Annotated in this window: 18 protein-coding genes; 2 read left to right on the top strand and 16 right to left on the bottom strand. The window is 62.6% G+C overall.

The genetic code is table 11. The features are described 5' to 3' along the window. Positions 1-11: 11 nt before the first annotated feature. The 6 genes from BCAL_RS06785 to BCAL_RS06805 all read right to left on the bottom strand — a co-directional run bounded on the left by BCAL_RS06785 (position 12) and on the right by BCAL_RS06805 (position 6273). On the bottom strand, positions 12-1076 hold the full coding sequence (locus tag BCAL_RS06785) for a LacI family DNA-binding transcriptional regulator (RefSeq protein WP_043167318.1): 1065 nt from the start codon (positions 1074-1076) through the stop codon (positions 12-14). A gap of 95 nt (positions 1077-1171) precedes the next feature. Beyond that, on the bottom strand, positions 1172-1429 hold the full coding sequence (locus BCAL_RS12235; protein WP_052401199.1) for a hypothetical protein: 258 nt from the start codon (positions 1427-1429) through the stop codon (positions 1172-1174). Then, on the bottom strand, positions 1426-2640 hold the full coding sequence (locus BCAL_RS06790; protein ID WP_052401200.1) for a glycosyl hydrolase family 28 protein: 1215 nt from the start codon (positions 2638-2640) through the stop codon (positions 1426-1428). Before BCAL_RS06790 ends, BCAL_RS12235 begins: the two co-directional genes overlap by 4 nt. A gap of 203 nt (positions 2641-2843) precedes the next feature. Next, complete coding sequence (locus BCAL_RS06795) at positions 2844-3770, bottom strand: carbohydrate ABC transporter permease (protein ID WP_043167320.1); 927 nt, start codon at positions 3768-3770, stop codon at positions 2844-2846. Then, positions 3767-4711, bottom strand: coding sequence for a carbohydrate ABC transporter permease (locus BCAL_RS06800; RefSeq protein ID WP_052119290.1), 945 nt, complete (start codon positions 4709-4711; stop codon positions 3767-3769). The genes BCAL_RS06795 and BCAL_RS06800 overlap by 4 nt, the downstream gene beginning before the upstream one ends. A 203-nt stretch (positions 4712-4914) precedes the next feature. Further along, a complete protein-coding gene (locus tag BCAL_RS06805; RefSeq protein WP_081887325.1) occupies positions 4915-6273 on the bottom strand; it encodes an ABC transporter substrate-binding protein in 1359 nt (452 codons plus the stop codon). A gap of 498 nt (positions 6274-6771) precedes the next feature. On the opposite strand from BCAL_RS06805, the gene BCAL_RS06810 reads away from it, so the two are divergent. Continuing rightward, positions 6772-7830, top strand: coding sequence for an alpha-arabinofuranosidase (locus BCAL_RS06810; RefSeq protein WP_043167322.1), 1059 nt, complete (start codon positions 6772-6774; stop codon positions 7828-7830). 313 nt (positions 7831-8143) lie between these two features. Here BCAL_RS06810 and BCAL_RS06815 read toward each other — a convergent pair whose 3' ends face one another. The 9 genes from BCAL_RS06815 to BCAL_RS06855 form a co-directional block, all read right to left on the bottom strand. Beyond that, on the bottom strand, positions 8144-9244 hold the full coding sequence (locus BCAL_RS06815; protein WP_043167324.1) for a LacI family DNA-binding transcriptional regulator: 1101 nt from the start codon (positions 9242-9244) through the stop codon (positions 8144-8146). Positions 9245-9293: 49 nt separating this feature from the next. Then, complete coding sequence (locus tag BCAL_RS06820) at positions 9294-11486, bottom strand: glycoside hydrolase family 31 protein (RefSeq protein WP_238549649.1); 2193 nt, start codon at positions 11484-11486, stop codon at positions 9294-9296. 187 nt (positions 11487-11673) lie between these two features. Continuing rightward, complete coding sequence (locus BCAL_RS12240) at positions 11674-14619, bottom strand: alpha-L-rhamnosidase-related protein (RefSeq protein WP_052119291.1); 2946 nt, start codon at positions 14617-14619, stop codon at positions 11674-11676. 34 nt (positions 14620-14653) lie between these two features. Then, entirely contained in the window at positions 14654-15775 is a 1122-nt protein-coding gene (locus BCAL_RS06830) for a glycoside hydrolase family 43 protein (RefSeq protein ID WP_052119292.1), read from the bottom strand. An 82-nt stretch (positions 15776-15857) separates the two neighbouring features. Beyond that, positions 15858-16529: a YesL family protein gene (locus BCAL_RS06835; RefSeq protein ID WP_043167325.1), complete on the bottom strand. Its 672-nt coding sequence runs from the start codon at positions 16527-16529 to the stop codon at positions 15858-15860. 85 nt (positions 16530-16614) lie between these two features. After that, positions 16615-17721 (bottom strand): glycoside hydrolase family 43 protein, encoded by a 1107-nt coding sequence (locus BCAL_RS06840; protein ID WP_052119293.1) that lies wholly within the window; start codon positions 17719-17721, stop codon positions 16615-16617. Between the two features lie 144 nt (positions 17722-17865). Then, positions 17866-18831 carry a carbohydrate ABC transporter permease gene (locus BCAL_RS06845; protein WP_043167326.1) on the bottom strand — a complete coding sequence of 322 codons (966 nt, stop codon included), beginning with the start codon at positions 18829-18831 and terminating at the stop codon, positions 17866-17868. A gap of 18 nt (positions 18832-18849) precedes the next feature. Beyond that, positions 18850-19749: an ABC transporter permease gene (locus tag BCAL_RS06850; RefSeq protein ID WP_081887326.1), complete on the bottom strand. Its 900-nt coding sequence runs from the start codon at positions 19747-19749 to the stop codon at positions 18850-18852. Positions 19750-19949: 200 nt separating this feature from the next. After that, complete coding sequence (locus BCAL_RS06855; protein ID WP_043167329.1) at positions 19950-21569, bottom strand: type 2 periplasmic-binding domain-containing protein; 1620 nt, start codon at positions 21567-21569, stop codon at positions 19950-19952. A 445-nt stretch (positions 21570-22014) separates the two neighbouring features. Here BCAL_RS06855 and BCAL_RS06860 point away from each other — a divergent pair, with 445 nt between their 5' ends. Next, on the top strand, positions 22015-23055 hold the full coding sequence (locus tag BCAL_RS06860) for a LacI family DNA-binding transcriptional regulator (RefSeq protein WP_043167331.1): 1041 nt from the start codon (positions 22015-22017) through the stop codon (positions 23053-23055). 105 nt (positions 23056-23160) lie between these two features. Here BCAL_RS06860 and BCAL_RS06865 read toward each other — a convergent pair whose 3' ends face one another. Continuing rightward, on the bottom strand, positions 23161-24456 hold the full coding sequence (locus BCAL_RS06865; protein WP_081976598.1) for an ATP-binding protein: 1296 nt from the start codon (positions 24454-24456) through the stop codon (positions 23161-23163). Positions 24457-24801 lie beyond the last annotated feature (345 nt).

Below are 24801 nucleotides of genomic sequence, written 5' to 3' on the forward strand. Positions count from 1 at the left end.
GGCACGATGATCTATGCGGCGGAGTCAGTCTTCACGACGGGCTCCGCCTCCCCTTCCCCGCATGACTCCTTCACTTTCAGCGAGTACTTGACGCTCATCCTGCGCGGCTTGCCGTCGTACTTGCCTTCGATACGCTCCACGAGCATGCCGATGCCCTTCTCCGCGAGATCCACCATATCCACCGCGATGGTGGTCAGGCGCGGCACGGTGAACTCCCCGATCGAAACACCGTCGATACCGATGACCTTCAGATCGCGCGGCACCTGCACTCCCCCGTCGGCCAGTCCGCGGATCAGGCCGAGCGCGGTTGAGTCATTGACACACACCGCACCATCGAAATCGAACCCTTCACGGATCATCTGGTGTCCGATGTCCACGCCCTTGAAATAGCGCCAGCCATCCTGCACCAGCTGCTTGTCGGTGACGCTTAGGCCCGCATCGTTCATGGCGGACATAAAGCCCTTGTATTGGAGCATGGGCTCGTTACGCCCGTGGCGGTAATGTCTGTCGGACTCCTGGGGCGCTCCGATCAGGGCGATGTTCCGGCAACCGATATCGATCATGTATTGAGTGGCCATGCGCGACATTTCGTCACGCGGCATGTAGATCGTATCGAACAGCGGTGAGGCGGACAGATCATCCAGCAATACGATCGGACGGTTCTGGCTCAGGCTTCGCACGGTGCGCGGAGCCAAGGCACCCGCGTCCAGCAGTATGCCGTCGCAGGACTGGTTGTTGAGCTTGCTGACGGCGTTGCGGATCGTCTGCGTCTCGCCTTCCGTCTGCATGAACAGCGCCTGATAACCGCGGTCCTCACAGGACTGCCTGACGTGCGTGACCATGTGCGCGTAGAAGCTGGACAGATCGAGGCCGCGCACCACGGTCTCGATCACGCCGGTGCGGCCGTATCGCAGGTTGCGCGCAGCCACGTTGATGGTGTAGCCGAGCCTGTCCGCCGCCTCCCGCACTTTCTTCGAGGTGTGTTCGGACACGTATTGTCCGCCGCGCAGCGTGTATGATACCGTGGCCGGCGACACCCCCGCCTCCGCCGCGACATCCTTCAACGTGACCACCACGGAACACCTCCTACCGTTTGATGACCGTATGAACCGCGTGTCGACCGACCGCATTCCGGCAGACCGAACACCGTACAATCCTTCATATCATAACGTCACGAGCGCACAGCTCCCTCGATCCGCACGCCGCTGGCGTGATCGCGCAGTTCGATGTTGGCATCCTCAAGCGTCATGCAGACCTTGCCGTCGCGGCGCATGTTGACGATGCGCACGTTCTCGACCGGATGGTCGTCGTCGTATCCGGCGATGATCGACGGTTCCTCGCCGTCGCCCGTCATCACGTTGATGTTCTCGATGAGGATGTCGGAGATCAGTCGGCCAGGCGCCGGATTGTACGTGGGATTGAACTTCACCTCGAGATCGAGGACGCGCCCGTGTTCGAACGGTTCGATGCTGAAATTGCGGAACGTAACGTGACGGACCGTGTTCTTGTCGCCGGGATTGATGGCCATGACTCCCAGGTATCCGGCTGGTACTCGTGGTGCTCGAGCACGTCGATGTTCTCGAAGAGGATGCGCTCGAGCACGTCGCCGTCGTGCTCGTGGTCGCCGTGCGTGCCGATGTTGATCGGGTGCGCCACATCGGCCCACAGCGTGGTGTTGCGCACGATCACGTTCGACGTACCGCCACGCCACTTCCAGCGGCTGCCGTACAGGGCGATGCAGTCGTCGGAGTTGCGCATGAAGCAGCCTTCGACAAGCACGTCGGTGCAGGCCATCAGGTCGATGCCATCGCCCCACCCCTCGCAGCTGAACGCCTTGAGATTGCGGATCGTGATGTCGTGCGACATACCGCCGCATACCGAATAATGCGGCGGGTCGATGAGCGTGATGCCGTCGATGGTCACGTTGCTGCTGGTGTCGATGCGAATGCCGCCAAGTCCGGTCTGCTTGGCTAGGAACGCCATGTCGAGCACGCCGCGGCCGCGGATGCTCACGTTCTGCGCGTGATCGATGACGATCGTACCCTGCAAGACCACGCCTCCGGCCAGGTACACGTCCACGTTCGAGGGGACATGCCAGACGATCTCCGCGATGCCGTAGCAGCCGGCCTCCACGAAGATCCTGCGACGACGGCCCTGACGGTCCGGATCCTGGGCGAGCGATTCGAGCGCCGAATTCGGATCGAACGTGCCGATGCGCCCGGGCACGCGGTCCGGTTCGATGACCACGTCCGCGGCCTCACGCTCGGCGGCCTCGTCCTCGATGGGTCCGGCGAACAGGTGCAGGTTGTGGAATCGCTCCTTGTTGAGTTCGATTGAGAGGTTGGCCGGCTTCTCGAGGCGGAACGTGAGTCTTTTCGGCTCGATCACCGGCTCGATCCCGTAACTCAGCGGGCGGATGGCGGCGGTGTAGATGTAGTAGAAGCGGTTGATCGTCACCTCCACCTCGACCGGTTCATCCATGTCGAAGTACGCCATCGACCCCTCACGCACGTCATGCATATCCACTTTGACGCGGTAGGTGTCCAGTCGCTGCCACTCACCTCCGGCTACCGGGCGGACACGGACGGTGAACTCGTCACGAAGATTGGCGCCGAACGGCGCGGGATACGTTCTGATCATGGTGGACGACTCCGAAATGAAGTAATGAGTAGTGCGGGATGTACGGGAATTGCGGGTTTACGGATTGCGTACGGATTGTGTGGGTTGAGGCAGGAGACATGATTCGACCCGCGGATGGGGAAGAGGAGAACAGGAAGGACCATCCGCGGGCCGAATCATCGGGAGGGCCGGCGGTTCAGGCCGGCCAAGTCGAGCGCACGGCGCTACTTGAGGCTGCCGACGGTGACGCCGGACTTCCAGTAGCGCTGCATCGCGATCATGAGGATGACGACCGGGATCATCGAGATGAACGCGCCGGTGATGACCAGCATCGTCAGGTCGTACTGCGAATCGGTGCCTCGCGCGATCCAGGACTGCAGACCGAGCATGACGGTCCACTTGTGGTAGTCCTTGAGGAAGATCATCGGCCACATGAAGGAGTTCCACGAGGCGACGAAGTGCAGCAGGAAGATCGTGGCGGCGGGAGTCACCATAAGCTTCCACGAGATCTCGGTGAAGATGCGGTACTCGTTCGCGCCGTCGATGCGGGCGGCCTCCATGAGCTCGTCGGGGACCGCGCCCTCGGCGTACACCTTGGCGAGGTAGGTGTCCATCGGCGTGAAGCAGGAGGGCAGGATCATGACCCACCAGTTATCGTACAGGCCGACCTTCTGGAACAGGATGAACGAGGGGACGGTCAGCAGGGTGCCGGGGATGATGAACGACGCCATGATCAGGCCCATGATGATCTTCTTGCCTGCGAACTGGTACTTGGCCAACGCGTAGCCGGCGGCCACGGTGATGACCATCGCGCCGGCGGAGGTCACGAACGACAGCCATACCGTGTTCCACAGCCAGGTGGCGTAGATGCCGTCCTGATAGGTGAAGAGGTCATGCAGGTTCTGGAAGAGGTTGATCTTGTCGGCGAACCACAGACCGTTGGTGGTGTAGATCGTGTTCGTGGACTTGGTGATGGCCACGATAAGCCACCACAGCGGAGCCACGGCATATACGGACAGGAAGACCAGAAGCCCCAGAACGAAGTACTTGGAAGTGCCCTTGACCTGGTTGGCGGACGACTCGCCCGACTCCTCGGACACCTTACGACGCTTGATTCTGGTGTTGCGTGCAGTAATCGTTGCGCTGCTCATGCCCTATTCACCTTTCCCTGAGCGATATACAGGATGATCGACGCGACGCACAGCACCAGCGCCAGCAGAAGCGACAATGCGGTCGCGTAGTTGATATTGCCCACCATGAACGCCTCGTTGTAGATCTGCATGGCCGGAGTGAAGTCCTTGGTGATGGTCTGTGGGCTGATCGAACGGAAGAAATACGGTTCGTTGAACAGCTGGAGCGTGCCGATGATGCCGAACAGCGTGGTGAACGTCACCGAGCTGACCATGAACGGCACCTTGATCGAAAACGCGATGCGCAGTTCGGATGCACCGTCGATGCGGGCGGCCTCGATGATCTCGTGGGGAATGGACTGCAGCGAGCCGTACATGATGAGCATGTTGAAGCCCAAGCCGGCCCATACGGCCATCTGACCCATCGAGAACCACACCATGCTGGAATCGAAGAAGTTGATGCCGGTCCACTTGAACGGGCTGGTGGACGGGCTGTACAGGTAGATCCAGACGATCGTCGACACGATGCCCGGGGTCATGTACGGCAAGAGCAGGAGGATACGGAACTTGCCGGCCGTCTTGGCCTTGACGGAGTCGATGAGCAGGGCCATGACCATCGACAGGAACTGGGTGAGCGGGACCATGATGACCGCGTAGAGCGCCACGCGCCCCAATCCGGTCCAGAACGTGGCGTCCTGCACGGCCTTGACGATGTTCGCCAAGCCCACGAATGTCTCCTTGGCCTCACCAAGGCCAAGGCCCGACTTCTGCTTGTTGTAGAGCACCACCCTGAAAGAGATGACGATCGGGGCGATGACGAAGAACAGGAAACCGGCGACGAACGGCCAGGTGAATGTCGACCCGGTGAATGCCTGGAGAATGCGCCAGGGCACATGCTTGTTCTCACGCACGACGGTCTGAGTGCCGGCCGACGTGGAATCCTCTTCTGTGTTGCCACTCATGGCAATTACCTTCCTAATGAACTTCCTTGTGTGCTTCTTTGCGTGCTTCTTTGCAATCCGACCGCCGGTCGGATTCTCGAATGCAGGAATGATAGATGGTATGCGGCACCCCGATCACAGGCCCGGGGAGGTACCTCGAAAGTCGGATTGACCCCGGGCCCGATGATCGCGATCGCCTATCCCGTCTGCCCGATTCGGACGAATCAGGCTTCCTTGACGTTGATGCCCTTGGACTTGAGATCCTGAACCACGAAGTCCTGCACGTTCTTCATGGCGTCCTTGAGCTTGATCTGCTTGGCGACCACCTTGCCCCACTGATCCTGCAGCTCCGGGAACCATGCGTCGTAGTTCGGGCCGAGATCGAAGCCGCCCATGCCGTTGGTCGCGGCGTCGACGATGATCTCCTTGGCCTTGGCGTTGTCGGAGTAGAAGCCCTCCGGAACCGCCTCACTTGCGTACTTCTCCACATCCAGACCGGCCTTGTCGGTGTAGCCCGAGGGGACACCCAGCGTGCCGTTGTCGGGGTCACGACCCGCCTCGTAGCCTTCCGGAGTGGCCAGCCAGTTGACCATCTTGATGACGGCGTCCTGATGCTCGCGGCTCGTGCCCTTCGGGATGAAGGCCGATTGGCTCGTGATGCCGGGCACCTTGCCCTCATCGGCGGAGGTGATGGACGGGAACTTGATGGGCTCCCACTTGCCGGCGGTCTTGGGCATGTTGGTCTGGTAGCCGGATGCCGACCAGTAGGCCATGGTGATCATGCCGAGGTTGCCGGAGTCAAAGAAGTTGTACAGAGCCGGCTTGTCCTTGTAGGTCTGGTTGGAGACGAGATCCTCGTCGATCAGCTTCTGGACGATGTCCACGGCCTCGTTGGTGGCCTTGTCCTGCATGTTCACGACCCAGCTGTCACCCTTGATGGTGAACCAGTTGGCGCCGGCCTTCTGGGCCATCTGCATGAAGCCGGAGGGATCCTCGCCGGCTATGTTGAACACCTTGCCGCCGTCGGCCTTCATCTTCTCGCCCAGCGCGATCACGTCGTCCCACGTCTTGGGGGCCTCGACGCCGTACTTGGCAAGCACGTCGGTGTTGACCAGACCGAAGGTGCCGTCGGCGGCACCCGGCAGACCGTAGTACTTGCCGTCAAGCTGGGCGTTCTCCTTGGCAGCCTCGGTGTACTTGGGCAGCAGCGGCTGGATGGCGTCGGTGATGTCCTCGGCCCAGCCGTTGGACACGTTGGTGGTCAGCGGCGCGAAGCCCTGAACGAAGTCCGGCAGCTTGGACTTCGCCTCGAAGGCGTTGCGGAAGTTCTGCTGCGTGGCGGTGTTAGACGCCTGCAGCACGTAGTTGACCTTGACGTCCTTCTGGGACTCGTTGAACTTCGCCACCCAACCCTTGGGAGCGTTCTTATCCCAGCCCCAGACCTCGATCTCGACCGGGCCGGAGGACTTCGTGGCGGTGTCGCTGCTGTCGTTGGACGAACCGCAGGCGGCGACGCCAACCAGCGTGGCGACGGCGACAGCGCCGGCGACGATGCGCTTGACGGACTTCATTGGCTTCATCATGTGCCTTTCTCCCACACCCACCTGCCTTGGTGGGCGCTTTCATAACGTTATGATTTTCATAACGATATGAATATAACACCGATCGAGTTTGGCGTCAAAGCGTGTTGCGCGACGTAGGATCACATGGCGGTCACGGCGGCACATGGCGGTCACGGCGGCACATGGCGGTCACGGCGGCTCACGCCAGTCAAGTTCGAGTTTATGCGCAGTTAACGTTAACTAGCGTAAAACGTTATACACAGACAGCACCAGCCCTTCGCCGGCTCTTCACCCGCGCCTCGACCGTTTTAGTCATTCACACAATCACGATTGCCACTGCAAGAAAATGGCGGAAATACAAGGAAAAATAGCAGTGCTTGCCGCATCGTCGCCCCATCGGCCATATGTGGCCACACGCAAAACACCGTTTTGCTTAAAGTTATCGATAACCATATACTGGGCTTCAGTAACCACCGACGATGGCGATAACCACGACAAGAGCATGACAAAGGAGTGCCCATGACCACGCAAAGCACTGCGTCGACCCCGAAGACCGAGGCCTACCTGTTCGTCCACTTCATTGGCGACGAGAAGACCCCACTGGACGAACAGATCTACTTCGCTCTAAGCCGCGACGGCGTACACTGGCACGACCTGCGTCCGGCCGGCAAGCCGGCGCTCACCTGGACCGGCGGCGAGAAGGGCGTGCGCGATCCGCACATCGAACGCGACCCGCGCGGCGGCTTCCACATCGTCGCCACCGACCTGTCCATCCACTACCGCGGCGGATGGGGTCCGAACGACGGCGCCACGACCAACGGATCGACCGGACTCGTCGTCTGGGACTCCCCCGACCTCGTCCACTGGGATGAGCCGCGGCTCGTGGACGTCGCCTCGAAGATCCCGGGCGCCGGCATGGCGTGGGCCCCGGAGGCCTGCTGGGATTCGGACAAGGAACAGTGGATCGTGTTCTGGGCCACGCGGACCAACACCGACGAGCCGGGCAGCCCGCTCAACAACGAACTCGGTGATCGCACGAACATGTACTACGCGACCACCACCGATTTCCGCACGTTCTCCGATCCGGTCAAGTGGATCGACCGGCGCAACGGGATCATCGACACGACGATGCTGCGCGACGATGACGGCTGGTGGTACCGCGCGTCCAAGGATTCGGAGATCACGATCGAGCGCACGCGCAACCCGTACGCGACCATGCGCGAGACGCTGCGCACCGACGATCCTCAGGAGTGGTCGTACGTCGGCACGTTGACCGACATCCTCGGCAACGGCCGCTACTCGTGGCACTACCTCGAAGGACCGGAGCTGTTCCGCTACAACGACGCCGACGTGAAGACCGTGAACGGCCGTCCGATGCGCTACGGCCTCATGTGCGACCAGTTCGCCGAGGCCAAGGGCTACCTGTCGTTCCGCTCGGCCGACCTGTCCAGCCGCGAGCCGGAGGACTGGGCCGTCGCCGACGACATCGACTTCGGCGAGCTCAAGAAGCGTCACGGCGCGATCCTGCCGATCACCGCCGCCGAATACGACGCCATCGAGGCCGCCTTTGCGCTGTGACCGCGGATGCGTGCGTTTCCCATCCACCCGTTGCGTCATCCATCGCGCCGTGAAATCCCCATGGAGCAGTGAAACTCCCATGGAGCGGTGAGCCGATTTTACGAATTGGCGGAATTCCGCCATTTTGCGACATCGCTCCATGGGACAAACATCGCGCGATGGTCACTTCACCGCGCGATGGGGATGTAGACCGCGCGATGGATGCGGACCCAGTGCGCTCAGTACGCCCATTACGCAAAACGTTACGCAAAACGTGACAGCGTAAGGATTCGCGATGTCACCTGACGAGAGTCACCTCGCCCCTTCTCCGCGCTTAACGCCGCTCGGCGCTGCCTCGGGCGACTATGCGGTAGGAAAGGGTGCGGGTACGGGAGACCGGAACGCGTCGATCTGCACAGTAGGGACCCATGGCATCCGCATGCGCGCCGCCATGTGCACCCTCGATGCGGTCGACGAGCAGGTCGAGGCAGACCGTCGCGATCTCCTTGGTGTCGATGGCCACGCTGGTGAGGCCAGGATTCATGTATGCGCCGTCCGTGACGCCGTCGAATCCGATGACCATCACATCCTCGGGCACATGCACGCCCGCTTCGGTCAGGGCCTTCAGCGCACCGATCGCGATCGAATCGGTCAGCGCGAACACGGCGTCGAAGTCGCGCGGCGAGCGTTCGGATAGGATCCGCCGCATCATCTCATACCCGGATCGGCGATCCCAGCCGCACAGATACACGTCGTCCGACTCGTACGGAACGCCGCCATACTCGCTCATCGCCTCCCATGCGCCGCACAGGCGCAGGCTCGCGTTGCCGACCCGCGTACCATCGCAGTCCCGTATCCGGGCGAGATCCTCGGACGGGAGATACCGAGCACCGAGGATCAGCACCCGCCGCGCGCCCTGCTCGATGAGATGCGTCACCGCGGACCGGGCGCCATCGCGATTGGGCGTGAACACGGTGTCCACACGGCCTTCGAGACCATGACCATCCAGAACGACCAGCGGATGGGTCGCGGCGAAATCGGCCATCGCATCGAGGTCGGAGCTCGGCCAGCACACGATCGTGCCGTCGCAGATCTGCGCGCTGGCCGAGTTCATCATCGCGCGCTCGTAGTCGGACGACATGCGCGTCTGCTGGGTGATGAGCTGGTAGCCCCGCCGCGCCGCCTCGTCGGACAGGTCGGCGGCGAGCGCGGCGGGGAAGATGAAATCGAGGTCCGCCACGGACAGGCCGATGATGTGCGTGCGCCCGGAGCTCAGCTGGCGGGCGGCGAGGTTCGGCCGGTAGCCGAGTTCGGCGGCGGCGGCGAGCACTCGCTGCGCGGTCGACGCCTTGACGACCGATTTGCCGCGCAGCGCGTTCGACGCGGTCATGCGCGAGACTCCGGCCTTCGCCGCGACATCATCCAGTGTGACCATAGCTGTCGATTCTACCTACCTGAGACGGGGAACGAGGAGACGGGGCGACTCAGATGCGACCGGCGAGACCGTGGTCGCGGCCGTCGCGCGCGAATACGGGGACCACGTCGAGCGGGGCGTCGACGTCGATGGTCTGGCCGCCGGTGAAGGTCTCTCCGGTGTGCAGGTTCGTCCACGTGGTCGTCTCGCCGCCGGGCAGGTAGACCTCGCGCGAGCGGGCGCCGAGTTCGGTGACGGGTGCGACGAGCAGGTCGGGGCCGAACGTGTACTCGTCGGCGATGTTGGCGGCGGCCTCCTCGCCGGGGAACTCGTAGAACAGGCCGCGCACGAGCGGCTGACCGTTCTCGTGGGCCTCGCGGAACAGTTCGCGCGTGTACGGGCGCATCGCCTCGCGCAGGTTGATGTACTTGACCATGGTCGCTTCGACTTGCGGTCCGAAGCTCCACGGCTCGTTGTCGTCTCCGGTGTGCACGTGGGTGATCTTGTTGCCGCGCTTGTCGAGCACCTGATGGTTGTTCGGTCCGCGATCGCCGTGGTTGCGCATGACGGGCAGGAACGTGGAGAACTGGCACCAGCGCACGAACAGCTCCTTGAACTCGTCCGTGGTGATGTCGGAGCCGGCGAAGCCGCCCATGTCGGTGGTGAACCACGGGATGCCGGCCGCGCCCATGTGGATCGCGCAGGTGATCTGCGACTTCAAGTCGTCGAACGTGGAGTGCACGTCGCCCGACCATACGAGGGCGCCGTAGCGCTGGGCGCCGGCCCATGCGGCGCGCGACAGGTTGACGGTGTTGCCTTCGCGCCCGATGGACAGCTGGCCGTCGTAGAAGGTCTTGTTGTATAGGGCCGGGTAGATGTTGCCGACCTTGCCGACCGGTCCCAGGTGGAACAGGTAGTGTGCGTAGTCGTAGTCGCCGCCCCACTCCGGTTCGGCCTCGTCGAGCCAGAACGCGTCGACGCCGAGGTCGGTGTAGTTCTGCTTGATCTTGGCCCAGACCCATTCGCGCGCCTCGGGGTTGGTGGGGTCGAAGAACTGGCTGTCGCGCGGCCACCACATGCCCACGTCCTTGCCGGTGCGGGTCTTGGCGAGGAAGTTGCGGCGTTTCATCTCGTCGTAGTTCTCGGATTCGAGGTCGATCTGCGGCCAGATGGAGACCATGAGCTTGATGCCCATGCGGTGCAGTTCGTCGGTCATCGCCTTGGCGTCCGGCCAGAACTCCTCGTCGAAGCGGAAGTCGCCCATGAGCGGCCAGTGGAAGAAGTCGATGACGATCAGGTCGATCGGGATGTTGCGCTCCTTGAAGCCGCGCGCGACCTCGAGCAGCTGCTCCTGGTTCCAGTAGCGCAGCTTGCACTGCCAGAAGCCCATGCCCCATTCGGGCATGACCGGCGCGTGGCCGGTCGCGTCCGCGTAGTGGCGTTCGATTTCGGCCGGGCTGTCGCCGGCGGTGACCCAGTAGTCGATCTGATCGCAGTAGTCGGCGTGCCATTCGGTGTGATTGAGGCCGAACGTGACGTGGCCGATCGACGGGTTGTTCCACAGGAAGCCGTATCCGGCGGAGGAGATGACGAACGGCACCGAGCACTGCGAGTTGCGGTGCGCGAGCTCGAGCGTGGAGCCCTTCAGGTCGAGCACGCTCTGCTGGTATTCGCCCATGCCGTAGAGGTGTTCGCCAGCCGGCGCCTCGAAGGAGACGATCGGTGATTCGGCGCCGGATTCGAGCGGGCGGTGGGCCCGGGCCCTGAGGCGCAGGGCGCCGCCGTCGGATGCCTCCTTGAACAGGGTCTTGCCGGTGGCGGTGTTCTCGAAGAAGAGGCGAATGTGGTCGTGCTGCCATCCGTAGATGGCGAGTCGGACGGTGATATTGCCGTTGACGAGCACGGCGCCCGTGCCGTCGATGGTGATCGTCGGCTTCGCGCCCGAGACGTCGGAGGCATCGGCGGCGGCAGGCTTGAGCAGCGCCCAGTCGGTGTCGAGCGGGCGATTCATCAGGCGTGAGCGCACACGCACGCTGTCGGCGCCCCACGCCTCGACGCGCATGTATTCGCCGTCGCCGGTCCATTCGACGGCCGTTCCGGACTCGTCGACGCGGAACATCTGCGCCGCGATGGCGGCCGGGTCCAGCTTCTTGGTGTCGGCGCCGGAGTTCTCGACGCTGACATCCGCTGCTGCGGTCTTCTTGTTGGTCTCGTTGTCCTCGGCGCCATTGCCGGCGTTGCCGGACACGGTTGCTTCGCTCATGATGTCTACCTCGCTTCTTCGCATGCACTGCATTGTTGTAGCGCTATAATTATAGCGCTACAACAACAAGTCAGCAAACCAACGCGCACGAGACACAACGCCTACCGATGCCGCTAGCCAACACCGGCCGACCAACACCGGCCGGCCAACACCGCCCAATCAGTACTGGCCGACCAACGGCACGACTTCAGCCGATGAGATGATGATGCCCGGGGCCGAGATCCCGGTAGCTGGCGGTCGGCAGGACCACATCCGCGCGGGTGCGCGAGGGGACGGTCAGGTCCAGTTCGAGGACATGCGCAGGCGTCGATGCCGACGATTCGCCGGCAAGCACCCGATACGAAGCATGGATGTCTCCGGCGGGGGTCGGCACGACGACGGAGGCCTCACGAATGCAGTCGACAGCACCCATACCGGCACCTGCGTCGCCGCCGATGCCCACGCCACCGGCACGCTTGCCGCCCCACGGCTGGGGCGCGACCTCGAAGCGGCGATAGCCCGGTTCGAGAGGACGCACGCCCATGAGCCCCTCGGGCAGCAGGAACGCCGGCGAGGCCCCCCACGGATGCGAGTAGGTCGTGTTGGGTTTGCGCGCGATGTCCCACGCCTCCATCGCGCCGCCCGCATCCTGCACGAGCATGTACGCCCACGAGTGCGTGGTGCGCGGATCCGCGATCATCGCGGTCGCGTCGGCGCCGAATCCATTGCGATACAGCCCGAGTAGATACGCGGCGGCCGAGTACACGCTGCACGCCATGCCCCTGCCGCGCAGGAACGCGGCGACCCGATCAACTCGCGACTGCGGTACTTCGGCGAAGGCGAGCGCAAACGCCGACGCGTGCAGCGACGCGTGTTCGATGGGTTGCAGCGCACCCCTGTCGAGCCCGTTGAGCCCGTCGCGGTACGCGCCGAGATCGGCGTCGTAAAGCCGCTCGTGAATGGCCGAGCGCATGCGCGCGGCGATATGGGCGAATCGCGATGCGTCACTCCCCCGACCCAGAACGCCGGCGAGTTCGGCCATGTCGGCGTACGCCTGTGATGCGAGCGCGTTGACCACCGTGTTGACCTCGCCGAAGACGAAGCCATCACGCTCGGACGGCGGCCAGTCGACCAGATCGCCGTCCATATGGCTTGATTCGCCGGGTTCCTTGACGACAAAACCGCTTTCATCGTCGACGTACCGCTCGGGCAGCAGGGCGACGAGCCGGTCGTACAGTCGCCCGACGAACTCGGCTGAACCGGAGTACATCCACGCGTCGTGCGCGGCGAGGATCAGGTACAGCGGCCATTCGGTGGGCCAGGTGCGATTGGCGGCGAGCCAGTCGATCGTGTATTCGGCGAGCGATGGCGCGGCGTCGAGCGCGAGGTGCGCCCGCTGCTGGATCCACGTGTCGGCCTCGTACGGGGCGCGCTCGCGCGTCCACGAATCGGCGTAGATGTTGCCGTTGAACGCTTCGATGGTGTGCGCGGAGAGTCGCCAGATACTGTCGAGCGCCGGGTCGGAGGAACGGAACGAGCCGGGGTATGAGAGCGGATTCGGAAGTCCCGTCACCGTTGGATAGACGAGCGCGATCGCGCTGATCGCGCCGTCCGGGCCGATGCCGCGCGACATGATGCGCCCGATCGCCGCGGCCCGTTCATCGAGCCCGGTCGGCGTGGGCACATCCCATGAGGAGGGTTGCGCGGGCGGCTGCGCAACGTCGATCTCGACGTAGCGGAACACGCGCAGGCCCCATGTTTCCAGCGGCCCGCTGCCCGGGGTCACGTGCCAGTGCTCCTCGTACACGTTGCCGGCGGAGAGGTGGTAGCGCACCGATCCGTCGGCGTTCAGGGTTTCGCCGTATCGGATGGTGACGTCGATCGGCTCACGCGGGTCGAGGTCCAGCCTGATGCCACCCATGTAGCCCGCACCGAAATCCGCGACGACGCCGACGAGTCGCGGTGCGGTGTCGTCGCCATCGAGTGCGCGGGTCACGCATCGCAGCATCGCCGGATGCACGTCCACGGCGATCATCTTGTCTGTCGGAGTGACTTCCAGCCGCTCGAACGCGGGCTGCACCTGCACCGGCGCCCACGCGGAATCGTCGAAGTCGGGTTCGCTGAAGCCGCGCGGGAAGCGGTCCGCATTGAGGTTCTCGGCGGGCGCCTCGAAGTATTGGGTACCGATCGACGCGGACGGCGGGTACACGGCCCACGGTTCGGGCAGTGCGCGCCAGGTCATCGCGCCGGCGGCGTCCTCGGCGATCGCGGAATCAGTGACAGCGCCGCCCGTACCGTAGTGTTCGATCGCGCCGTCCTCGTAGCACACGTCGAGTTGCGCGAGAAAGCGGCGATCATCCATCGTGTACGCGATGACGCCGATCGCGTTGTCACTGCCGGGGCGCAGCAGTCCGGTGACGTCGTAGCCGTCGTAGCGGGTTTCGTCGCCGATCGGGAAGGTCGGGCCGACGCCGACGAACGTGCCGTTGACCCACATGCGATAGACGAACTGACGCGCGGGACGGGTCGACGCGGCGGTCGCGTTGAGTGCGGCCCAGCGAATGGGCCTGTCCGGCAGCGACAGTGCGCCGCGCAGGAACGCCCAGCCGGAGGCGTTGCCGAGGCCGGAGGATTTCGTAGTCTGGCTGGTCTCTCCCCCAGTCGGCTTCGCCGACAGCCCCCTCGTCAGAGGGGGCCGATTGCCGGCACGGTCGTCGGGGTCGGGCCCCCAGATGGGGGTGGCCTGCCATGTGCGTCCGGCACCGGTACCGAACATGACCGGTTCGGCCCACGCGCCGTGAGTGCCGTCGGCGTATCGCCAGCGCAGGGAGGCCCAGTAGCGGCGCGAGGGACCGGTGTCGAGGCCGTCCAAAGCGACGCCACCCCATGCGTCGCCGTCCGTCCAGATGTCAGGAGACTCGGACGATGCCGCCGACTGATTCCAGGACGCCCAGATCGCGCCGCGACCGGCGGACGCATCGGCCGGCGTCTCGTCGACGACGATCTGATAGGAGACCGGATCGCCGCCATGCGCAGGATCCGCAGCGACGGCCGGCTTCCCCACAGCCCTGACGGCATCATCCCGCCAACGCAGTACCGGCACGCAGCCGGGCTCCAGGTCGACGGGAGCTCGACGGTCATTGATCAGCAACATGATGCAACCTTCAATCTGCGGGCGGGAATCCGAATCACCCGAATGCGGCGAGGAGGCGAGCGCGTTCGACGGCGGTGATCGGCATCACCGTGCCGTGGCGCGGCTTGCCGCCGTCCGCATTGACCGGCAGGCCTTCGCGCAGTTTGCCGCTGACCGGCGTCCAGCCGTCAGGATCGGCGAGGTCCTGCGTGGCGAAGCCGATGTAATGGTTCGGGCCGTCGTGGTAGCGCGGCTGGTCGATGAACAGGTACCAGTTGAAGCCGTTGACATCGCCCGGGTTCGCGCGGAAGATGCAGGGGCCTTCGCCGCGAGTGAAGAGCTTCGGCTCGCCGGTGGTCTCGTCATGTTCGCCGTTGGGAAGTCCTACGCCGACGTGCTCACGAACGAGGTGCCAGCCGGAGGCCGAATCACCCTCCGACTCCCCCGGCAGGCTCCCTACGACCGGCGCGAACAGGTCGTCAGACCATTCCTCGCGCACGGTCATCGTCTTCTCATCCTTAACGAACCGGTACCAGCGGTCGCCGTCGCGGGCGACGGTCGCGTCGATCAGGCCGAAGCCGTCGGAACCGTTGCCCCGGCACACGTCCATCCACACCCGCGGGCGCGAGAACGTGCGGAAGTCCTTGGTCGTGGCGATCATCATGCGCCCGTAGGTGGGGTGGGTGCGCCGGTCCGGAGAGACCTCGCCACCGTTCTCGTCACCGTACAGGTTCGACGACCAGTAGACCGCGTACTCGCCGGTCTCCTCGACCCAGTGGGCCTCGGGCGCCCACGAATTGCCCGCTTCGGGGCCGGACACCAGCGTGTGACGCTGCGGTCCCCAGTGCACGAGATCGTTCGACTCCCAGATCTCCAGATATCGCGATCCCTCGCGCTGCGCTTTGCTGAAGTCGCCGTGCAGGGCCGCCACGTTCAAGTCGGTGGCGATGATCGCGAAGCCGGCATCGTCGGGCGAATCGCCGTGCAATCGCATGATGAACGGATCACGCAATCCGCGCGTGCCATACTGCGAGACGAACAGCGGTTCGCCGCCGTTGAGCGCCCGCCACGAAAGCGCGTCGTTGCCATTCGACACGGCGAGGCTCACGCGCTCGCTGCCGCCGGTGTCGCCGGTGAAGTAGGCCCACACATAGGCCTCGTAAGGTTCGTTCGTCATGTTTTCCAGCCCGTGCCTTAACTACCCCTCAGTCCCGCTTCGCGGGCCAGCTCCCCTGACAAGGGGAGCCCGAAGAAAGGGATCACTTGGTTTTCTTGAGGTCTTTTTCCATTGGTTCCAGGACATGGACGTCCATGCCGGGGAGTCGCCCGAAGGAGTAGATCGCCATCATCGTCAGGAAGATCGGCACGCTCAGTCCGAGCGCGACCATCAATCCGGTCCACGTGGTGTACAGCCACACGGTCACGACGAACAGCACCGCGACCATGAACGAGCAGAACGGGCGGGCGATGACCATCTGCATCGAGGTGCGCGCCACCCACCACGGGCTTTCGTCGAAGTTCACGTACACGGCCCACGAGACCATCATGAACAGGCCGTAGAGCACGTTGACCAGCAGACTCACGCCGGACAGCGCAATGCCGAGCCTGCCCATGTCATTCCAATTGAGCAGATAGTAGTTCCACACCAGCAGCAGCCAGATGAGGAACTGCGGCCATCCGAAGATGTTCGCGCGCTTCAGTTCGGCCTTCCACGCGCGATGGAACGTCGTCCATGTCTGGGTGATGGTCCAGGAGCGGTCGTCCACCTGCAGCAGCCATGTGCGATAGGTGGCGTACGAGGCGGCGATCGAGGGGAAGAGTCCCACGACCACGACGCCGAGCAGCAGGTGCGCGATGAACGCGACCTGCACGACCATCAGCATCAGGATGATGCGGCAGAAGTATTCATATCCGCGTGCGAACCGATGCACGGCCGCTCCTTTCCAATGACTTCGACTGATTTCCATTATGGACCGTTTTCGGTCCACCGCGATCATAAACGCTCAGAAAAAGACATCAGCCGATCGTGCCGTCGGCGGCCTTGAGACGTTCGTATTCCGCGCGAGACAGCGAGATGACGCCGCCGTGCTTGGTGTGCGGTGCCATGTGGAAGTCGTCGGAACGCAGATAATCGAAGCCCTTGTCCGGATCGGTCGTGACCATCGGGCGGTAGCCGATCGACGGGATCACATCCACATACAGGTACACGCGATCGTCGGTGTGCGATGCGAACAGGGCCGGTCCTTCAACGCCTCCGGCGCTGCCGTTCTCGGTCCAATCCGCGCCGATCTCATGCTGGATCGGCTCCCACAGGACGCCCGGTTCCCACCAACGGCGCACGCTGGTCGCGTCGAGCCAGATGTTGGCGTGGGGGCCGTTGTTCTTCGTGGCACGGTAGGTGCGGATCGTGCCGTCAGACAGTTCGCGCTGGAGCATCGTGGTGTCGATCGTGGGCACGCCCGCGTCGATGAACACGCCACCGAATTCGAACGTGTCGTTGGTGAAGTCGCTGGTCGCGCCCCACAGCACGCGATCGTAGACGTCGTCGTCCTTGTGTTCGACGTCGTCGTCGGCGAACAGCTTGCTCGACCAGTACAGGACGAACGCGCCGCGACTGCCGTTATGCTCGGCTTCGGAGCCTTCCGGATAGTAGTCGGGCACCCACAGGGCCTCCGGGGCCCACGCCATGCCCAACTGGGAGTGTGTGCCGTCGGCGCGACGGGATACGTCGAGCTCGTGCGGCTCGCTCCAGTGGACCAGATCGTCGGAGTACCAGATGATGAGGTTCGTGCTGCCGTGATGCGAGAAGTCGTACCACGGGGAGCTGGCGTCGGAGCCGCGGCCGGAGCCGTCGAACACGCGCAGGTCGGTCGCGATGATGTAGACGCGGCCGGTCCTGGGGTCGCGGGTCAGATACGGGTCGCGCACGCCGGTGGTGCCGAGGCTCGAGGTGAGGATCGGCTGGCCGCCGTTGAGCGGATTCCAGCGCTCCGGATTGTCGCCGTCGGACAGGTCGAGATAGATGCGCTCGGCGTAGCCTTCCGGATCCTCGATGAAGTGGACCAGCAGGTAGCCGTACGGGTCGGCCGGCGCCTGGGGCTGCGGCACGCGGTGAATGGTCATGGTATACGCCTTTCGGGAGATAGTTCGGGGGAAAAAGAGGATGCCGGGGCCGGCGGCAAACCGGTTGGTAGGAAGGAGAGATGTTTACCTTCCGGCTTGCGCGCTGACTCCGGCAAGAATTGTATTGCTCAACGCTGCCTTCGCTCAGCCCTTGACCGCGCCGATCATGACGCCCTTGTTGAAGTACTTCTGGAGGAAGGGGTAGAGGACGAGGAGCGGGAGGGTGGAGACGATGATCACGCCGTACTTGATCTGGTCGGCCAGCTGCTGCTGGTTGGCCATCGAGGCGCCGCCGGTTCCGGCACCACCCTGCTGCGTCTGGTTGGCGAGCAGGATGTTCTGCAGGATGATCTGCAACGGCTGCTTCGAGGAGTCACGCACGTAGATAAGACCCGTCATGTAGTCGTTCCAGTGCTGGACGAAGTAGTACAGGCCGATGACGGCGATGATGGCCGCGGACAGCGGGATCACGATCTTGAGGAAGTAGCCGCCGTAGCTCAGACCATCGATCTGGGCCGCGTCGTGCAGGTCCTCCGGGATGGAGGTCTCGAAGAACGAGCGGGCGATGATCAGGTTGAACACGTTGACCGCGACAGGCAGGATGAAGACCCACATCGTGTTGAGCAGGTGCAGCTGCTTGTACAGGAGGTAGTTCGGGATGATGCCGCCGGCGAAGAACATCGTGAACGTGAAGAAGAACAGGATGATGCGGCGGGGCTTGAACTCGCGGCGGGACAGCGCGAACGCGGCCGGCATGGTGACCAGCATGTTCAGCGCGGTACCGATCACGGTGTACACGATGGTGTTCCAGTAACCGAGCCAGATACGGGAGTCGGCCAGGATCTTCGCATAGCCTCCCAGCTGGAAGCCCAGCGGAACGATGGTCACCTTACCGGTGGAGACCAGCCCCTGATCGGAGAACGACGCGATGATGATGAACCACAACGGGTAGAGGATCAGCAGGACGATCAACGCCACAAGCAGGGCGATGATGATGTCGACGATCCAGTCGCCGACCGACTGCTGCTTGAACCTGCGATGCTTGTTGAAGGGAATCTCGTCCCCGCTCAGACGCGGGGCGACGGAGCCCTGAGATGTTGCTGCGCTCATAAGACCCATACCCTCCTATCAGAAGATGCTCGTATCCGACACGCGCTTGGAGATGAAGTTCGCAAGCACGAGGAAGAAGAAGTTGATCAATGTGTTGAACAGGCCGATGGCCGTTGCGTAGGAAATCTGGTTGCTCTGAATACCCATCTTGAACACGTAGGTCGAGATGACCTCGGAGACGGGCAGGTTCATGGCGTTCTGCATCAGCCAGACCTTTTCGAAGCCGACGTTCAGGACGTTACCCATGTTGAGGATGAGCAGGATGGACATCGTGGGCAGAATGGTCGGGATGTCGACGTAGCGGATGAGCTGCAGACGGCCTGCGCCATCCATCTTCGCGGCCTCATAGAGCGATGTGTCGACCGAACTCAACGCCGCCAGATAGATGATCGAGTTCCAGCCGACGTGCTGCCAGACCTCGGTGACCCAGTAGATCGTGGTGAACAGTCCCGTGCTCTCCAGCAGGTTGGAGCCCTCGAAGAAGCGGCCGATCAGACCGGTGTTCGGAGCCAGGAAGATGTTGATCATCGCCACGATGACGACCGTGGAGATGAAGTGGGGCATGTACGTGATCGTCTGCACGAAGCCCTTGATCTTCTTCGAGCCGATCTGGTTGATCAGCAGGGCGAGGATGATCGGGGCGATGAAGCCCATGACCAGCGTCCACAGCGAGATGCGCACCGTATTGGTGAGCACCTGCGTGAAGATCGGGGACTTGAAGAACTGGTTGAAGTACTTGAGACCCACGAATCGTCCACCGGTCAGGCCCTTGGTCGGATCGAAATCGCGGAAGGCGATCTGCAGGGCGTACATCGGGATGTAGGCGAAGATGCCCACGAAGATCATGGCCGGAAGCACCATCACCCACAGGTGCCAGTACATCTTGAGGTGACGGGCCAGCCGCTTCGGCAGCGGCATCGCCTTGAGCGCCTTCTCATTGTCGATGACTTCGACCGTGTCCGAGACGCCTGCCGCCGCGCGTACCGGCGTCACATTGTTTGCTACAACGCTTGACACAACTCCTCCTTACTCGCGTGAAGTAGGATGACGGTCCCCGGTGGTTCGGCCGGCCACGCCCATTCGCATGGTCGGCCGAACCACCGGTTCACATCATCGGTTTACTTGACCGCGGCGTCGTACGCCTTCTGCCACAGCTCGACGTTCTGCTTCATGCCGAGGTTGTTGACCTGCTTGACGTACTCGTCCCACTGCTGGTCGACACCACCGTTGAGGATCCACTTGGAGACCACCGGGATGCCGTAGTTCCAGATCTGGGCGTTGTTGTTGGAGAAGGTGTTGGTGTCCTCCGTGTTCTGGCGCACGTACACCGGCATCTTGTCCTTGGTCTGGTCGAGGTGCGAGTACTGCTCCTTGTACGGGGCATCGGCGGCGACGATGGAGTCGGCGTCCTGGGCGCCGTTGAACTTCACGTTGTCCGGGATCCAGCCGGCGAGACGATCCTGCAGGGCCGGAGCCTTGCCATTGTCAGCCTCGTTGAAGAACTGCTTCTTGATGGTGTAGGTGTGGTTGCCGTCATCGGTGGTGTAGTCCGGGATGGAGCCGTAGAGCTGCTGGACGGAGTACTTCTCGGAGTAGAGGAGGTTGATGATCTTCAGAGCGGCCTTCTTGGTCTCCTCCGGAAGATCCTTCTTCATCGCCATGTGGTAGTCCTCGTACTCGTTGTAGTCACCGGAGGCGTCCCAGACGGTCTCGTCCTGGGAGACGCCCGGAGCGGCCGGAACCGGGATGGTGATGTATTCCTTGTTGAGCTTGGAGCCGATGACGCCGAACTGGGTGCCGTCCCAGCCGAAGGCCACGCCGGTGAGAGCGGTCTCGCCGTCGGACTTGAGCTCGGCCTGGTACTTGGAGTCGTCCTTGGTCAGGGCGTCCTTGGGGATGAGGCCCTTCTGGAACAGCTCGTGGTAGTACTCGACGACCTGCTTGAACTGGTCGGAGGTGGCCCAGCTGTAGACCTTGCCGTCCTTGACGGCGATGCCCTGGCCGGAAGGACCAGCGTTGAAGGAGGTGACGACGCCGGCGCCGTTGATGAGCAGGAACATGCTCCACCAGTTGCCGAGGGAGCCGGTGCCGAGGGCGCGCACGTTCATCGGGATCTCGTCCTGCTTGCCGTTGCCGTTCGGATCCTGAGTCTTGAAGGCCTCAAGCACCTTGGTCAGCTCGTCCCAGGTCTTCGGGACCTCAAGGCCGAGCTTGTCGAGCCACACCTTGTTGATCAGCATGTGCTGGCCGGAGGCCTGGAAGGACTTGCCACGGGAGGACGGCAGGACGTTGATCTGGCCGTCGATCTCCACCATCTTCTTGGCAAGCGGCTTCTCCTTGAAGAACTTCGCGACGTTCGGCAGGGAGTCCATGTCGTCGGCGAGGTTCTCGAAGAGCGGGTACTGGGCGGCATCCTCCGGGTGGTAGGCGCGGATGGACAGGTCGGTGACGTCGCCACCGGTCAGGGATGCGTTCTTCTGCTGGCCCCAGGCGTTGTCGTCGACGCGCTGCCACTTGATGACGGCACCGGACTCCTTCTCAAGGTCCTGCGCCCACTTCATCTTCGCGACGTCGATCTGGGCGGTGTTCTGCTGGACCATGATGGTGACGACGGGCTTGCCGTTCTCCATCTGGGCGCTGTCGCCGCTGCCGCCGCAACCGGCCAGCAGCATCGACAGAGCGCTCACGCCCGCGACGGCCGCAACGATCTTCTTCTTCGCTACACTGCGGTGTGTCATTTTGAATCTTCCTTTCTGAAGATCACTACGATCACCATCCGGCCCACGTCTCGCCATCGCCGTCAGCGGTCCTTTGCAAGGCCGCTTCGATCGCACATCTTCGTGGCGCGAACCGGATGATTATCGTTAACTTTTCTCCACAGTCAAAAGTTATAGCATCAAAGAATCCCAGCTGTCAAACCGGATTCTGAGGTTACGCTACCATCCTTGGAATTGCAACGTTTTTAACACCCTCATTCCCCCTCATCGGCGTGGCGAACCGGCGTTTCTTGCCACACGGTTACCGATAAACTATAGTTATCGTTATCCCGATGCGAAGGTATGGTTGAGTCAACTAGGTAGAGGCAGCTCAACCACCACCGCGGCGGGACAGCCATAGACGACATCGGACTATGCACAGCCGCATCATCCGCCAAGCAGCGAAGAAGGAAGTACGTCAGGGATCATGAACGGAAAAGCACCGACACTCAAGGACATCGCCGAGGAAGTCGGCGTCACACCGATGACCGTGTCGAAGGCGCTGCGCGACATGCCCGGCGTCAAGGCATCCACGCGATCCAAAGTGCTCGCCGTGGCCGAGAAGCTCAACTACCGCGTCAACGTGCAGGCCAGCTCGCTCAAATCAGGCCGCAGCAGCATCATCCGCATCATGGTCAACGAGTACCGGCTGCCGTTCTACTCGCAGCTCATCGACTCGCTGTCCAACGAGGTGATACGAAACGGACTCACCCCGTTCCTGCAGAAGACCGGATACTCCGCCGAATCCGCCGCCGAGGCCATGCGCAGCCCGTACTTCTCCGGCAGCATGTTCGACGGCACCATCGCCCACGCCTCCGGCATCACGGAACCGGAGATCGTCAAATCCGGCAACCCCACCGTGCTGCTCGACGACTGTCTGCACAACCCCACCGTCAGCACCGTCAACTGGCCGAACGAGATGGGCTCCAGAGCCGGCGTGCAGCATCTCATCGATCGCGGATGCCGCAACATCGGCATCGTCACCACCTGCCCGTACATGGAGGTGGAGGAGCTGATGAAGGATCACGCCTCCAACGATCCGCTGCGACTGCGCGGCGCACGTTCGGCCCTCGTCGACAACGGGCTCCCCTACGATCCGGAGCATGTCATCAGAATCGCCGGCATGGACGAGCTACGAGGAGTCGCCATCGCGCACAAACTGGCCGACGAGCACGCCGATTTCGACGGATACATGTGCATGAACGACTCACTGGCGCTTGGCCTCATTCGCGGATTCGCCGATCGCGGCGTGCGCGTGCCCGATGACGCACGCGTCATCGGATTCGACGGCATCCGCACCGGCGAGTACTCGGTACCGACCCTGAGCACGATCTCGGTCGATCTCGACCAGCTCGCGCAGATCGCCGTCTCCCAGCTGCTGCGCCAGATCGAGAATCCCGACGGCGACTGGCGCCCCTCGACCGCCACCGTCGGATTCACCCTCATCGAACGCGAATCCACGCGGTAGGGCGACGAGTGCACGCTTCGGCGTCCGCTGCTCAGAGCATCGCCCGAAGTCGATGACAGGACGACGACCCCGTCCTGTCATCGACGAACGTTATCGGGAATGTCATCACAGCAATCCCACCATATACAACGGCAGATAGCGCCTGTCGCCTCTGACTTCCAATGGCTTTGGGTGGAGCACGTACTCCAGCCCCACACGCCCGGAAAACCGTTCCTTGAACTTGTCAAGGGACGACGTACGGTATCGGTTGCTCGATTTGACCTCAATCGGACTGACGCGCGGCTTCATCGCCGCATTCGGGTAACGGGAAACGATCAGGAAGTCGATTTCCATGGTCCTCGAGGCGTCATCACGGTCATTGCGGGAATAGAAGTACAGGGCATGTCCACTGGAATGAAGGAGCTGCGCCACGACGTTCTCGGTCAGCATTCCCTCGTTGATGGAGATTTTCCCCAACAGGACATCCCGATAGATGTCATCCTCGGTGACGTTCGAATCGGCGAGCGCCTGAGTGACCAACAACCCAGTATCCGCCATGTAGCATTTGATCGTCGCCCGATCCGCATAGGCACCCAAACCCACAGTCGGATCAGTCGAGTTGACGCAATCATTGACGACACACGCATCGGCCAACCAGAAGAACGCCTCATCGTATTCGCGCATCCGCGCATTGGGCTCCAACGACGATACACGGTATTTCTTCTCATGCTGCGACAGCTGTGAAACCAGCCCATCAAACAGCAGCGTGACGCGGCGTCGAGCAGAACCGGCATGTTTGGCGATATCGTCACGATACAGCTTGAGAATGTCCCGTTTGACTTCATCCACCTGATGAAAGTCACGAGTACGGATATACGTCTCAACCGCCTGAGGCATGCCCCCAACAAGCATGTACTCGCGGAATAAACGCATCGCCTTGCGATGCAGGGAATCCGGCAACGGTCGCAACCGCGCATACGAATCCGCGATCGCACGAGACAGCGGTTCCTCCCCCATCGCCCATAGGAACTCATCAAAATCAAATGGATCAAGAGCCAGTGACCTTTCCTCGGAGGGGATGAGGATATCCTTGACGTTCTCCCTGATGGACACGAGTGATCCGGTTTCGATAAAGTCATAACGACCATCCGCGACGAGCTGTTTAATGGCCTCGCGCGCCTTCGGATACTGCTGCACCTCATCGAAAACGATAAGAGTGTCCCTCTCGTGGAACGAGACTCCGTAGTATGCGGACAGGTACAGGAAGAACGTATCCAGATCATTGCGCATATCACCGAAGTATCCAAGCACATCGTCCGGGGCGTGGGTGAAATCGATCGTCAGACATGACGCGTACTCGTTCCTGCCGAACTCCTCGGCGAGAGTGCTCTTGCCTACTCGCCGAGCCCCCTCGATCAGCATCGCCGTACGGCCCTGCGACTGCCGCTTCCACTCCAATAGTTTTGAGTCTTCGCCAGTTTGTGTGGTGGGGTGTTGTGCCTCGGCGTCTTTGCCGGGGCTTTTTCGTGTGGGATATGAGAGGGGCGTTCTCCTGTATGGTTTGTTTCCGCCAAGAAAGTAGAACCGGAACAAGGGAACGCCTGTGCCAACCATATCAGCCGGCGCGCTCAAGCGCATGCTGCACCTGCCCGCCAACGTCGTGGTCTCCACGCCCCGCGTCGAGGACGACCCGCGTGGCGGGACCGTCGTCATCGTGCCGGTGCGCCCGTACGCGGACGACATGGACCGGTGCGCCAGATGCGGCGG

It is taken from the genome of Bifidobacterium callitrichos DSM 23973 (assembly GCF_000741175.1).
Classification (GTDB): Bacteria; Actinomycetota; Actinomycetes; order Actinomycetales; family Bifidobacteriaceae; genus Bifidobacterium; species Bifidobacterium callitrichos.